Genomic DNA, 14,434 nt, shown 5'->3' with positions numbered 1-14,434 from the left:
ATAAGTACCCTCCATATAAACATATGATGAAATGAACGATAGGACAAGGAGGTATCATAATGTTTGCTTATACGTTAACTACCTTAACACTTTGCTGTACCTCGATTCTTATTACATCCTATATTTCTAAACGTAAGGGTACCCTAATGGAGTATATGGTATTTATTATGTCTTTTAGTATGAGTATCGGTTTAAGTATTGGTTTTTACTTAGGCATTCTCTTTAAGGGGGAATTACTATATTCTACTTTGCTTGCTATTTTAATTAGTGGTTTTATCGGTTTCTTAATCGGTCTACGTTTTCACCTATATACTGCTTTAGAAGGAATGTTCTCTGGATTAATGGCAAGTATGATGGGAGCAATGATTACAGAAATGTTAAGCGCTCAACAAGCTCATAGTATATTGTTCATTAGCCTTTTACTTACTATAACGATTACTATGTCCTGTGTGATTCAATTATTATCGGAGAACTTTTCTACTTTTATCCAACAGCGTTTTTTGTTATTACTTTCAATTAGTGTAGTAATTATCGTTGCCGTATTCGCGACATTTCCAAATCATGCTCCTTTCACCTGGGCATAATCAACATATACATTAGTACTTGCAACAAAAATGAATAAGCAGCTATCCATAGGATAACTGCTTCCTATTATTCTGGCTTATTAGGAATGTTTTGGTTTGGAACATAGCCAGATTTATAATCTGTATAGTTCACTTCCGTTACCATCCCTGCTGAAGCATGGTGTAAATCGTGACAGTGGAACATCCACTCACCCGGATTGTCTGCTACAAAGGCTACTTCATATTCTTCACCCGGTTTTAAGTTCAATGTATCTTTTACAATTGGAGAACCTTCTATCGGTTTTCCATCTTTACTCAACAACTGGAAAAAGTGTCCGTGTAAATGCATTGGGTGATCATCCATTTTAGAACGATTTACCAATCTCACTTTTACTAAATCACCCTTTTTCACTTGAATTGGGTCAATATCCGGAAATACCTTTCCGTTAATTGTATATACCATTTCATTTCCATTCATTTGCGTATTTAAGTCCATATTATATGTGGCAGTATACTCTTGATTTAACGTGAAACTACCTAATTTTTTAGTACCATATTTCATTATATCTACTTTCGGTAATTTTTCTTTTTCGTCTGTTTTATCTTTCATCTCTTTGCTGCCATCATACTCAATAACAGCTTTCATTCCTTTTGCACCTTTATTTTTTGAATGGTCTTCAACATACCATTTCCCAGGATTATTAGCAGTAAATTCAATATCATAACGTTCACCCGGTGCGATTGAAATTACTTTATCCTTTATAACTTTTGGATCGTTTATTGGTTGACCATCTGTCGCAATTACTTTTATATCATGACCGTGAACATGTATATCATGTGATAGATAACCAGCATTAACGAGTCGAAGACGAACTTTATCTCCCTTATTCACTTTCAATGGCACTACTAAATCACCGCTTTTTCCATTGATTGTGAATAAATCATACATACTCATATCATGACCTTCCATCTTCATATTTCCATGGTCCATTCCTGTCATATTGCCAGAGTCTTTTTGATCACTGCCCATGTCCATACCGGAATGATCCATGCCGTTCTTATCGTCATTCTTTTTCGTATTTTCATCACCTTTAGATTTATTACCTATTTGCCCTTTTGTCATTTCTTTTAACTGCTTTTTAATTTCTTCTTTATCTGTAACCCATTCATCCAACATTAATGTGTAATCTTTATCATATTTTTCCTTTGTATCTTCTACAATGAGCGCTCCATACAAACCTCTATCTAATTGATTTACAGAATCTTGATGCGAGTGATACCAGTACGTTCCTGGTACGTTCGCTTCAAATTCGTAAGTGAAACTTTTTCCTGGTTCAACTGCATCTTGTGTCACGCCTGGAATTCCATCCATGTTATTTGGGACAGGATATCCATGCCAATGAATGGATACTGGTACAGATAATTCATTTTTTAATGTCACTTTCACCTTTTCACCTTTTTTCACCCGAATTTCTGGACCAGGAGATGAGCCATTAAATGTCCAGACTGGAACAATAACACCGTTACTTAATTTTTGCTTTTCTTCTTTCGCTATTAAAGTAACTTCTGGTCCTTTTTCAACCTTCAATGGTGTTGTAGCTGTTTCAGTCTGTAGTGTTTTTTTATCATTCATATTTTTATGATCATTTGTTGTATTTGTCGTCACAGAACAGGCAGCAATTAAAAATATTACAGAGACTGTAATGGCTGCTAATACAAATCGTTTCATGGAAAATCCCTCCTTTTTCTTTTTCAAAATCATTATAGAAGTTGATTTTCAAGAAAATAAGGAGATGTAATTAGATCTTACGTAAGCTAATTGGAAGATTACTAAAAGCGGAGACATTACAAGAGGCGAATATTTTAGAAATACAAAATGCTTTCCTTGTAGCGACTATATTAGCCGTTCTCGTATTTGTTTTGACGTTATTTCTTAAGAAACAATAACACTGCTATTATTAAATAAGAAAAATGTAGCTAAAATGCTCTTCACAAAAGAACTTAGATTTTTGTATAATAAGAACTAATGTTCTTTACAGACAATGGACTCAAATTACACAAATATATCAAATAGAAGAGGATTGATATACGATGAAAATTGATAGACCAAAAATTTCACCAGAGTTATCTTCAAAGAATTTTCAAGATATTTTTTATGAAGAAGATCCAACATTAGAAGTGTGTGAAATTATAGACTCCACTTTCGAAAATGAATCTGTAGATAGAGTGCGATTGTATGATGCAGTGATAAAGAATTGTAAATTCACTAATACAGACTTTAGCAATATTGATATTACAGATGTTTGTTTTGAAAACTGCGATTTATCAAATGTTAATTTAAGCAATTCTTCTGTTCATAGAGTCGAATTTAAAAACAGTAAATTAATCGGGGTTAATTTTGCAGAATCTAGCTTAGGAAATGTTAAATTTGAGAATTCAATTTTGAATTTAGCAGCATTTGGGAATTCTAAACTAGAAAAAATTATATTTAATGAAACTTCATTAAATAATGCAGATTTTTTTGACTGTAAACTTAAAAAAGTTGAATTCCAATTATGTAGTCTTGATGAAGCTAATTTTGATCAGACATCACTGAAGGGGATAGATATTAGTTCTTCTACCTTTGATACACTTACAGTTTCAGTGAACGATTTAAGAGGATGTAAAGTATCAACATATCAAGCTGTTCAGTTTGCTACTTTATTAGGATTAATAATTAAAGATTAGTATTTCGAAGAAAAGAACCCTATCCCGAATCATGGATTTTTTAATTGTCCACGATTCGAGATAAAGTTCAAATAAATTAGTGATGACTCTTTTATTATTTAACTACAGCTTGGTTTCCTTTTACATGTTCATTATTTACACTCATAAATTCTTCAATTTCTTCAACTTCTCTAATGATATCTTTTGACAAGTTTTCATACCCGTCTTTCGTTACAAGAATGTCATCTTCAATACGAATTCCAATTGATTCTTCTTCAATATAAAGACCAGGTTCAATTGTTATAACCATACCTTCTTCTAACATTCTATCTTTATATGTTCCTACATCATGTGTATCTAAACCAAGGAAATGGCTGACACCATGATAATAGTATTTTGATAACTCTTCATCTTCTTGAATTAAACCAATTGCTTTACACTCTTCTGCCAGTACCTTTTTTGTATGCTCATTTAATGCAGCGAACTTTAATCCCGGCTTAATAATCTCTGTTGTTTCTTTTAATGCTTTTAATACAATATTATAAATTTGTTTTTGACGACTAGAGAATATTCCATTTGCCGGGAATGTATAACTAATATCAGCGTTATAGTAGTCTTTTTGAGCACCTAAATCTAGCAATACTAAATCACCATTTTGAATTTGTGCATCATTATCTTCATAATGAAGAACTGTAGCATTTTTACCACTTGCCAAAATTGTATTGAACGCATGATGCTTAATGCCAGATGATTTCAGTGTAAAATCAAATTGAGCTTCTAATTCATACTCCATCATGTCTACTTTTGCATGCTTAAGTACGTTGTAAATACCGTCTTTCGTTATAGCAATCGCTTCTTTAATAATTTCAATTTCTTCCTCAGTTTTAAAAACTCGTAATTCACAAATGTTCGGATATACATTACCAATTGTTACGTGTGGATATTTTTCTCTTACATGTTTAGCAAATGCTAATGTTTTTGTCTCCGTACCATTCCACTCGCGACGTTCTATATCTAAATATAGATGCTTCGCATTTTCTGTAAAGAGTATATTTGATACTGCTTTTTCAAAGCTATCTAAATATAAAACTTTCTTTATACCTGAAATTCCCTCTGCTTCTTCGCTAGAAACTGTCTTCCCAACCCATTTTTCCATTACTGGATCTGATTTTTCAATGAAAAGTGTCTCTTCTACACTATTCCCAAACTTTTTCAGCATAAAGATAACATTTGGTTCATCGATTCCCGTTAAGTAGTAAAAATTACGATTCGGTACAAATTTATAATGTGCATCAGCTGACATATGCGGTGCTTGTCCCGCAAATAAAATCGTAACGGATTCATCAGGTAATGTTTTCGTTAGTCTTTCTCTATTTTGAGCAAAAAATGTTGATTTCATAATAATCCCCCTAGTATTCTATGTATGCTTGTGAAACTAATCATCAATACAATTCATTCTATTATTGTTATAATTTTTCGTCAATTAATTATACTCATAGCAAAAGGAGAATTTTCATTACTAGGGCCCCTTCCACGCTAAATTATGCATATCACTCCACAATTTCTTGATATTTATTCCATATACTTAAAATCTCATGTATAGGAAAGGGGTCTACAAATTTGAAACATTATGTAGCAACAGGTTTAGCAATTACTTCTTTATTAATAATTTCTGGATGTTCTAGCAACTTCGAAACAGCACCAGTGAAGAACGAAACGGCGCAATCTCAACCAAAAAATACAGAAACAGCAAATACGAGTCCGCAAGACTTCTATAAAGAAATTACATCTGGAAAAATCAAGCACATTCACGGAATTGGTTATGCAGGAAATATGTCTGGGATTTCTATCGCCACTCATAGCGGGATAAAAGTTTATCAAAATGGAAAATGGTTTAAAACTAAGACTGAGCTACATGATTATATGGGATTTCAGGCAACGAAGAACGGATTCTTTGCTAGTGGTCACCCTGAACCAGGTGCAAATTTAAAAAATCCTTTAGGATTATTTAAAAGTTCTGATGGCGGTAATACCCTTGAAAAGCTAGCGTTTTATGGAGAATCCGATTTTCATAACCTTGCTGTCGGATATAATACGGAAGCAATTTATTTATACAACGAACGCCCTAATTCTAAATTACAACAAGGTTTTTATTTCAGTACGAACAACGGACAAGAATGGAAAAATAGTAAGTTAAAAGGTCTTTCAAGTACGATTCATTCCTTTTCAGTACATCCGAATCAATCTAGTGTAGTCGCGGTAAGTGCTAAAGACGGTGTTTACTTATCTACAGATTACGGAAATACATTTGAACTATTCGCTAAATCACTTGAATCGACCGCAATTACATTAAGTAATGAAGATGTTATTTACGCCCCTATTAATAAGCAAATCGTAACGAAGAAATCAATTGCTACAAATGAAGAAACAAACATACAAATTCCACCTTTAGATTCTAAAGATGCAATTATGTATATTTCACAAAACCCTCAAAATTCAGCCGAAATCGTATTTGCTACAATGAAATCAAATGTATTCCTCTCTACAGATGAGGGTAATACGTGGAAGCAGATTGCTAATGAAGGAACATTCCAATTTAAGTAGAAGGGTGAATATAACGTGTTTTCAACAATAAGTGAATGGAGCTATCAACTCATGTCTCCTTTAATGGATGCCGCGAATGCTACGAAATCTGTACCTCTTTTATTTTCGTTTTTATTAGGCATAGTAGGTACCCTTGCTCCTTGCCAATTAACAGGAAACATTAGTGCTATTACACTTTATAGCAACCAATCTTTACAAAAGGGACATGTATGGAAACATATACTTTTATTCATTTTAGGAAAAATAATGGCTTTTACGACGCTTGGACTATTAGTATGGTTTTTAGGAAAAGAGATTCAGCAAATATTGACTTTGTATTTTCCATGGTTACGAAAAATGATGGGACCCCTATTAATTTTAATGGGGCTACTGTTGTCAGGTATTATAAAAAGAAGATATTTCTTCTCGATTAAATTTATACGAAATCAAAATGAAGTTGGTTCATTTTTACTCGGATTCTTCTTTTCCTTAGCTTTTTGTCCGACTATGTTCGTTCTATTTTTTGGAACGTTAATCCCTTTATCTTTATCATTTAATTACGGGTACTTGTTTCCAACGTTCTTTTCGATAGGAACTGCGCTTCCTATCGTCGTATTAATGTCCTTCATCTCCTATCTGGGATTAAACGGGGCATTACTAAAGAAGAGTAGGAAAATAGGAAATAGCATTCAGCGTATAGCTGGTTTTCTCCTTATTTTAATCGGATTTTATGATACTGCTCTTTATTGGTAATACATACAAAAGATAAGCTCTAGTGAAATGAGCTTATCTTTTGTAATATTATATTCATTTTTTCTTTTGCTGTAGTTGAGCTAATAAATTCTTAACAAACGCGAGAAACAGCGGGTCATTCTCTTTTTTAGGTGACCATTGCATAATAAGTTGTCGTGGAATTGTAATTTCTATCGGCTGTACAATGAAGTCATGAATAATTTGCTTATGTAGTCCTGATAACGGAACGATTGTTATGCCATTAACTTGTATAGTAAGTGCTAATGCTGAACTAATTGATTCTGACTCCATCACTTTATTAACTGTTATTTCATTTTTCATCAAATACGGTTCGAGCACTTCTTTGCAACCAGAAAGTGGCATAATAAAAGGATAATTTTTTATATCATTAATAGTAAGGTTAGGCAGAACTTTTTTTGAAGACACCATAACATACGGATCTTCACCAATGACATCATAATGAAATCCTTGTATTAAATTTTCTTTTATAGAAATAGAAAAATCTGCACTACCTGATGATAGCCAATCTAACACTTCTTGATAGCTTCCTTCTCGAACTGCAAGTACATATTGACTATGATCAATATTCCCTAGTTGAATACACTCCGCCAAACAATATACAGTAACGGAAGGATACGTAGCTAGTACAATTTTATACAAGCTTTTATTCTTCAACTGGAAAGCTGTTTCCTCAAGTTTTTCATACTCCATTAGAAGTCGATTCACACCAACTAAAAATTCTTTGCCATTTTCAGTTAGAATCGTTCCTTGTCTAGAGCGATCAAATAACGTTATAGCATATCGTTTCTCTAATTTGTTAATAATATGGGTTATTGCTGGCTGTGTCATATGTAATTCCTTTGCTGCCAGACTAATACTATTTAAACGAGCCACATATGTAAAGACTTTAAAATCAAAAACATTCATTCTGTTCTCCTTATATAAAATATATTTATATCATCTATAAATAACCTTCATTATATTTATGAAACCACTTCATTTACACTGAGTATACATCATCAATATTACAAATAGATGAAACTTATATACCCTAGAGGAGTGTTGATTAAATGAGTACTTACATTTTAGTACATGGAGCATGGCAAGGTGAATGGGCATGGGAATTAGTAAAACCTCAACTAGAGGCTTTAGGTCACACTGTTATTACACTAGACTTACCTGGAAGTGGGAAAGATACAACTCCTTCACAAAATATAACGTTAGATTCCTATGTTGATGCAGTAACAGCTAATATAAATCAACAAAATGAAAAGGTTATTCTTGTTGGACATAGTATGGGTGGAATCGTTATTACTCAAACTGCTGAACTTATACCAAATAAAATCGATAAATTAGTATATCTTTGTGCTTTCTTACCACGAAATGGAGAAAGTCTTGGTAGTAAATTAGACGGAGAAGATGGCCCGCAATTCACTATAAATGAAAATGACTTGACTGCTGAACTTATACCTAATCTAATTGAACAAACATTTTTAAATGCTACAGAAGACGGTTCTATTAAAGAAGCATCTTTTAATCAAATGCGTCCTCAACCATTAGGACCCTTCCAACAAGAGCTGAAAATATCTGAAGAAAACTTTGGAGCCATAGATCGCATTTATATTGAAACGACTCTAGATAGAGCGATTCCAATTGATTTTCAGCGCCGAATGAATACAGAAACACCTTGCAAGAAAATTATTACTTTAGAAGCTGATCATTCTCCATTTTTCTCTAAAGCATCGGAACTTGTTCATTACTTAAATGAATTAAACTAAATTTTTCATAAAATAAATAGACACTCACAGGTGTCTATTTATTTTACTAATTAAAAGCTATCTTTACTCTATCTACATTGCCATGCCCTTTTGCTTCATCTCCCACTTTTTATACAGTAGTACTGCACCAAATAAAAATACTCCCGCAACAAATGAAGCTACTGGTAACATCTTTATCATTCCATCTGGAAATACGAGCGGCAATAATGGAAATGCATACACTGCTGGAATACGTACACCAGCAATTTTTAATAAAATAAGCATTAATATCATATTTAATAAAGTGACTACAATCCATGAATCAATCGCAAAGTACAATATTGTTCCAACAGTTGCAGATGTAGTTAATACTACTATTTGTTTAAAAGCCATTTTTTCATTGTACATCGGCTTTTGAAGTGATTCATATACAACAACTAATATTGGTGGAATAACTGCTAATTGTTCATAACCAGTTATCCAACATAAACTAATCCATACGAAATTTAGTATGAGAAATACAGTCATATATTTATACTGTATTTGCACTTTTCGCTTAATACCGTTATTCAATTTAAATATAAGAACACCAACCATTAAAATAAATGTTAAAGCGAATACCGCGATAACAAATGACCATTCCGTCGCATTTGTTACTAATGGTAATAAACCTGTCGCAATAGATGGTGCTAAATTGGATTGAATTACACGTAAAAAAAGCATCATGAATACAAGCGTTAAACTTACTTTCCCTAAATAAGCAATATCCATTTGATTCACCATAAAACCAATCACAGCTGTTATTGAAGGTGCAATGAAGATTTTTTCTGGTTGCCTTAACCATCCTGGCTCACGATACGCCCATAAAGCAATTGCCATCGCTGCTATTTCCGGCAGAATAACTTCCGGATCATTTAATAACACACCCGCTGTTACCATGGCTAAAATAAATAAAATAGCAATCGTATATGAGATGATTGTTTCTTTCTTTGAAATTACTGCATTCATTATTACATACTCCTTTGTGCTCATTTCTTTCATAATGTAAAACAACTAATTTTATACCCTACTACGGTATTGTATATTAACATCTTTTCTATTTCAAGTATCATTAAGTTATTCACATCCTTTTTCACTCCATGCTCTTACAAAAAAGAAATTTTTATAGACGTTGACACTTAATGAAAGATAGGTTAAAATAACTATACATTAGTAAGTAACTAATGTAATTAATTCTAACTAGAGGTGAAAACAAATGCAAAACATTTTATTCCGTATTAATGAATTATCAAAAAAAGAAAGAACATCTGGATTAACAGTTGATGAAAAACAAGAACAACAAATGTTACGTCAAAACTATACAGAAACATTTCGTGGAAGCCTAGATTCCATTTTATTAAATACAAAAATTGTTGATTCGAATGGTCTTAACGTTACACCAGTTGCATTACAAGATGCTCAAATACGTTTAAAATTAAGCAAATGAGTTCCGCGCTAAAGAATTTCAATAAAACATAAACAGAGCTGGATTTCCTATATAGAAATTCCAGCTCTGTTTATTGTCTTTTCTAATTTAGTAAACGAGCGATACATCGCAATTCTCCACGACACAATCATCGCAAATGCTAGTAAGAAAAACATGCCGCTTAACTCTGCCAAATCAATTGATTGGCTTAAATATGACTTTAATGCCACGCGTACAGCTAATAAGCCTACTAAAATGAATATGAATGCTTTTGACGGTTTCATAAATATATGTTCGCCTTTTATTTCGAACTTAGTTGTTTTAATAAGAAAAATAGAGAAAATAATCCCTATACTAATTGCCTCGACTATTTCTAACGATGTTAATCGAAAATCTGGTAAAAAGTACATCATCGCGCCTGTACTCATAAAAATTGGTGGTAATATAATTTTCTTTTTCGTTACCGGCTTTTTCGCTGCTTTAAAACGTAGAAACATTACCCCAACAGCCATACAAACCGCTATGACACTTGATAAAAGTGCTATCATACTTTCCACTCCTATCTATTTAAATGACTTTTTTAGCAAAATCATAAACCAATAAGTAACTACATGCCGCATTATAGAATTTCTTCATTATATTCCTCCTGCTGTAAACTTTCCATATTCGCTGCAATCATTTTACGCAAAGTTTATGAACGGAATATGAACAAAAAAGCCATTCTGCAATTAATAATTGCAAAATGGCTTTTTAACTTATTTTAAATCGTCAATTGTGAAAGCACCTGGAAGTAATTGCTCAACAGTCACTTCTTTTTCATCACCTTTTACATTCGTTAGTAATACAGGCATTTTCGGATCACAGAATTCAGCAATTACTTGTCTACACGCACCACATGGTGAAATCGGTCCATCAGTTTCTCCTGTAATAACTAAGTAACTAAAATCGCGCTCCCCTTCTGATACTGCTTTAAATATTGCTGTTCTTTCTGCACAGTTACATAAACCATAAGAAGCATTTTCTATATTACAACCAGTATAGATTTTCCCTTCTTTCGTAACTAACGCTGCGCCAACAGGAAATTTAGAATACGGAATATACGCTTTCGATAACATCTTGTTTGCTTCTTCAATATATTTTTTCTTATCCATATTATTTCCCCCTCAAAGTAAATGAAATGATCATTAGTCAGTAATAACTGTATGAACTAATTTAGGAGCCACTGCTGTTTCAGCGATAGAGATGTTCTCATAAATTTTTGCTTTTACATCTTCTACATTTTCACGATTTGCGTAGATTGTTACGAACGGCTCGCCTTCTTTTACTGCATCGCCAACTTTTTTACGTAACATTAATCCTACTGCTAAATCGATTTCATCTTCCTTCGTTGCACGACCTGCACCAAGTAACATAGCTGCAATACCAATCTCATCTGCAACTATGTTAGAAATAACACCTGAAGTTTTTGCAGGTACATCAATTACATACTTCGCTTGTGGCATTTTTTCTGGATTGTCTACAATTGAGCTATCTCCGCCTTGATTGCTTAAGAACTCTTTAAATTTCGCAGTTGCTTTTCCGTTTTTCATCACTTCAATTAGCATTTCACGAGCTTCTTCTAACGTATTTGCTTTTTTCGCAAGTACGACCATTTGACTTCCTAATACAAGTACTAATTCTGTTAAATCTTCTGGACCTTCACCTTTTAACGTATCAATCGCTTCTTTCACTTCTAGAGCATTACCAATCGCAAATCCAAGAGGTTGTGACATATCTGAAATAACTGCCATTGTTTGACGTCCTACGTTATTTCCGATACGTACCATTGCATGTGCTAATTCTTTTGCATCTTCTTCTGTTTTCATAAATGCACCAGCACCTGTTTTTACATCAAGTACGATTGCGTCAGCACCAGCTGCAATTTTTTTACTCATAATTGAACTTGCGATTAAAGGAATTGAGTTAACAGTTCCTGTTACGTCGCGTAATGCATAAATCTTTTTATCTGCAGGTGTTAAGTTTCCTGTTTGTCCAATAACAGCTACTTTGTCACGGTTTACAATATCAATGAATTGTTCTTTCGTAATTTCAACGTGGAATCCTTCTACCGCTTCTAATTTATCAATTGTTCCGCCTGTATGTCCTAAACCACGACCAGACATTTTTGCTACTGGTACATCTAAAGCAGCTACTAACGGTCCTAATACTAATGTTGTTGTATCACCAACACCGCCAGTTGAATGTTTGTCTACTTTAATTCCTTCAATTGCTGATAAGTCGATCGTTTCTCCAGACTCAACCATCGCCATCGTTAAATCTGCACGTTCGCGATCTGTCATATCTTTAAAGAAGATTGCCATTGCAAGCGCACTCACTTGATAATCAGGAATACTTCCGTCTGTATATCCATTAATAAAGAATTTGATTTCTTCAGTCGTTAATTCTTTGCCGTCACGTTTTTTTGCAATAATATCTACCATTCTCATTACAATCACCATTCCTTTTTATATTATATAAATCTATTAAAATAATAAGCCAACGATTGTTGCTGATAAGAAACTTACTAATGTTGCACCGAATAGTAATTTCAAACCAAATCTTGCGACTACATTCCCTTGCTTTTCATTTAAGCTCTTAACTGCCCCTGCAATAATCCCAATTGAAGAGAAGTTTGCAAATGAAACTAAGAATACAGAGATAATCGCTGTCGTTCTATCTGAGAAATTAAAGTTTCCTTGTGCTAAATCTGTCATAGCGACAAATTCATTTGATACTAATTTTGTTGCCATAATATTTCCGGCATTAACTGCTTCATGCCAAGGTACACCCATAATAAATGCAAATGGTGCAAATGCATAACCAAGAATTTCTTGGAATGAAATACCGATTACACCTTTAAATACTGCATTAATGAATGCGATAAGAGCAACGAAACCGACTAACATAGCTGCTACTGTAATCGCAACTTTAAATCCATCAATAATGTATTCCCCTAATACTTCAAAGAAGGTCTTCTTCTCTTCTTCTTGTACTTCTAACATATCTTCTTCCTCAGTAACTTCATATGGGTTAATGATAGAAGCAATGATGAAACCACCGAATAAGTTAAGCACTAAAGCGGTTACAACATATTGTGGTTTTAATAACACCATATATGATCCAACGATAGACATAGAAACTGTAGACATTGCTGATGCACATAATGTATACATTCTTTTCTCTGGCAATAACCCTAGTTGTTTCTTAACTGAAATAAATACTTCAGATTGTCCTAAAATCGCAGATGCAACAGCGTTATATGATTCTAGTTTCCCCATTCCATTTACTTTACTTAATGCTAGACCGATAGATTTTACAATAATAGGTAATACTTTAATATGTTGCAAAATACCTATTAAGGCTGATATAAATACGATTGGCATTAATACACTTAAAAAGAACGAAAACTCTTTTTGATTTACTAATCCACCAAATACGAAATTCACACCGTCAGCGGCATATTTTAATAGCTCTCCAAAACCATCTGCTATTCCGCTAATTAATATATTCCCTACACTTGTATTTAATAATAGAAACCCCAAAATGAATTGTAATATAACCATCGTTATGATTGGACGATATTTGACTTTCTTTCTATCATTACTAGCAAGCCAAGCGATACCTAAAATCAATACGAGGCCAAAAACACCGATTAAGTATTTCATAAGCCGTTTCCTCCCATTCGTATCCGCTTACATTTTTTTCAATTATTAAAGCAATAGATATACTTTAAACGTATATCTATTGCTTTAAGCTTTTATCGATTAGTAGTTATCTGTAGCACCTTTTGCATCATTTAATACGATTGCAACACTAGCACTTGCTCCAACGCGAGAAGCTCCAGCAGCTAACATTTTGTCTGCATCTTCACGTGTACGAACACCGCCAGATGCTTTTACACCAACGTTTGGTCCTACTGTTTTACGCATTAATGCGATATCTTCAGCAGTTGCTCCGCCAGTTGAGAATCCAGTTGAAGTTTTTACGAAATCAGCACCAGCTTTTACTGATAATTCACAAGCACGTACTTTCTCTTCATCTGTTAATAGGCAAGTTTCAATGATTACTTTTACAAGAGCTTTTCCTTTTGCTGCTTGTACTACTTCATAAATGTCTTTTTCAACAAATTCGTTATCACCATCTTTTAAAGCGCCTACGTTGATTACCATATCAACTTCAGTTGCACCTTTTGCGATAGCATCTTTTGTTTCAAATGCTTTTGTTTCAGTAGTGCTTGCTCCTAATGGGAAACCGATTACCGTACAAACGTCTACATCATGTCCAGCTAGTTCATCAGCCGCTAATTTTACCCATGTTGGGTTAATACAAACAGAAGCGAATTTATATTCCTTTGCTTCTTCGATTACTTTCATAACATCTTCTTTAGTAGTATTAGCTTTTAAAATTGTATGGTCAATTAACTTTGCAATGTTCATTATCTTCACTCCTCATGTCTTTTAACAACTTCATTCTAACTCTTAGTTGAACAAATGTAAATACACTTTTGAAATTTTGTTCATTCTTTTTTAAAAGGCATTTTCTTGTAGTAAATAAAGCGCATTCTAACA

Annotated in this window: 14 protein-coding genes and 1 pseudogene; 6 read left to right on the top strand and 9 right to left on the bottom strand. The window is 33.3% G+C overall.

Annotated features, from left to right (window positions below):
* Window positions 1-59: 59 nt before the first annotated feature.
* Window positions 60-600: pseudogene (locus BUA87_RS00900) on the top strand (hypothetical protein).
* Window positions 601-651: 51 nt separating this feature from the next.
* On the opposite strand, the gene BUA87_RS00895 reads toward BUA87_RS00900, so the two are convergent.
* Window positions 652-2,292, bottom strand: coding sequence for a multicopper oxidase family protein (locus BUA87_RS00895; RefSeq protein ID WP_071714434.1), 1,641 nt, complete (start codon window positions 2,290-2,292; stop codon window positions 652-654).
* 362 nt (window positions 2,293-2,654) lie between these two features.
* On the opposite strand from BUA87_RS00895, the gene BUA87_RS00890 reads away from it, so the two are divergent.
* A complete protein-coding gene (locus BUA87_RS00890; protein WP_000687268.1) occupies window positions 2,655-3,290 on the top strand; it encodes a pentapeptide repeat-containing protein in 636 nt (211 codons plus the stop codon).
* A gap of 94 nt (window positions 3,291-3,384) precedes the next feature.
* On the opposite strand, the gene BUA87_RS00885 is transcribed toward BUA87_RS00890, so the two are convergent.
* On the bottom strand, window positions 3,385-4,668 hold the full coding sequence (locus BUA87_RS00885) for an aminopeptidase P family protein (protein ID WP_061660351.1): 1,284 nt from the start codon (window positions 4,666-4,668) through the stop codon (window positions 3,385-3,387).
* A 221-nt stretch (window positions 4,669-4,889) separates the two neighbouring features.
* Between BUA87_RS00885 and BUA87_RS00880 the strand changes: the two genes are divergently transcribed.
* A complete protein-coding gene (locus BUA87_RS00880; protein ID WP_072938201.1) occupies window positions 4,890-5,873 on the top strand; it encodes a F510_1955 family glycosylhydrolase in 984 nt (327 codons plus the stop codon).
* A gap of 15 nt (window positions 5,874-5,888) precedes the next feature.
* Complete coding sequence (locus BUA87_RS00875) at window positions 5,889-6,605, top strand: urease accessory protein UreH domain-containing protein (protein ID WP_219993459.1); 717 nt, start codon at window positions 5,889-5,891, stop codon at window positions 6,603-6,605.
* A gap of 54 nt (window positions 6,606-6,659) precedes the next feature.
* Here the strand turns inward: BUA87_RS00875 and BUA87_RS00870 are convergent, their stop codons facing one another.
* On the bottom strand, window positions 6,660-7,532 hold the full coding sequence (locus BUA87_RS00870) for a LysR family transcriptional regulator (RefSeq protein ID WP_001100327.1): 873 nt from the start codon (window positions 7,530-7,532) through the stop codon (window positions 6,660-6,662).
* A 143-nt stretch (window positions 7,533-7,675) separates the two neighbouring features.
* On the opposite strand from BUA87_RS00870, the gene BUA87_RS00865 reads away from it, so the two are divergent.
* The gene (locus BUA87_RS00865; protein WP_000109165.1) at window positions 7,676-8,383 is read left to right on the top strand and encodes an alpha/beta fold hydrolase; all 708 of its coding nucleotides are present in this window, start codon (window positions 7,676-7,678) and stop codon (window positions 8,381-8,383) included.
* Window positions 8,384-8,455: 72 nt separating this feature from the next.
* On the opposite strand, the gene BUA87_RS00860 is transcribed toward BUA87_RS00865, so the two are convergent.
* The gene (locus BUA87_RS00860; protein ID WP_000994723.1) at window positions 8,456-9,370 is read right to left on the bottom strand and encodes a membrane protein; all 915 of its coding nucleotides are present in this window, start codon (window positions 9,368-9,370) and stop codon (window positions 8,456-8,458) included.
* 247 nt (window positions 9,371-9,617) lie between these two features.
* Here BUA87_RS00860 and BUA87_RS00855 point away from each other — a divergent pair, with 247 nt between their 5' ends.
* The gene (locus BUA87_RS00855; RefSeq protein ID WP_001179618.1) at window positions 9,618-9,848 is read left to right on the top strand and encodes a DUF896 domain-containing protein; all 231 of its coding nucleotides are present in this window, start codon (window positions 9,618-9,620) and stop codon (window positions 9,846-9,848) included.
* Window positions 9,849-9,895: 47 nt separating this feature from the next.
* Here BUA87_RS00855 and BUA87_RS00850 read toward each other — a convergent pair whose 3' ends face one another.
* The 5 genes from BUA87_RS00850 to deoC all read right to left on the bottom strand — a co-directional run bounded on the left by BUA87_RS00850 (window position 9,896) and on the right by deoC (window position 14,302).
* Window positions 9,896-10,375 carry a CcdC family protein gene (locus BUA87_RS00850; RefSeq protein ID WP_000561069.1) on the bottom strand — a complete coding sequence of 160 codons (480 nt, stop codon included), beginning with the start codon at window positions 10,373-10,375 and terminating at the stop codon, window positions 9,896-9,898.
* A 207-nt stretch (window positions 10,376-10,582) separates the two neighbouring features.
* Window positions 10,583-10,978 carry a cytidine deaminase gene (locus tag BUA87_RS00845; RefSeq protein WP_000358533.1) on the bottom strand — a complete coding sequence of 132 codons (396 nt, stop codon included), beginning with the start codon at window positions 10,976-10,978 and terminating at the stop codon, window positions 10,583-10,585.
* Between the two features lie 33 nt (window positions 10,979-11,011).
* Window positions 11,012-12,313, bottom strand: a complete 1,302-nt coding sequence (locus tag BUA87_RS00840) for a pyrimidine-nucleoside phosphorylase (RefSeq protein ID WP_002093946.1) — start codon at window positions 12,311-12,313, stop codon at window positions 11,012-11,014.
* 36 nt (window positions 12,314-12,349) lie between these two features.
* Window positions 12,350-13,531: a NupC/NupG family nucleoside CNT transporter gene (locus BUA87_RS00835; RefSeq protein ID WP_000876188.1), complete on the bottom strand. Its 1,182-nt coding sequence runs from the start codon at window positions 13,529-13,531 to the stop codon at window positions 12,350-12,352.
* Between the two features lie 99 nt (window positions 13,532-13,630).
* Window positions 13,631-14,302, bottom strand: a complete 672-nt coding sequence (deoC, locus tag BUA87_RS00830) for a deoxyribose-phosphate aldolase (protein WP_071714436.1) — start codon at window positions 14,300-14,302, stop codon at window positions 13,631-13,633.
* Between the last annotated feature and the right edge of the window lie 132 nt (window positions 14,303-14,434).

This window comes from Bacillus sp. bc15 (genome assembly GCF_900142585.1).
Lineage (GTDB): Bacteria > Bacillota > Bacilli > Bacillales > Bacillaceae_G > Bacillus_A > Bacillus_A cereus.
This window is presented reverse-complemented; position numbering and strand designations above follow the sequence as displayed.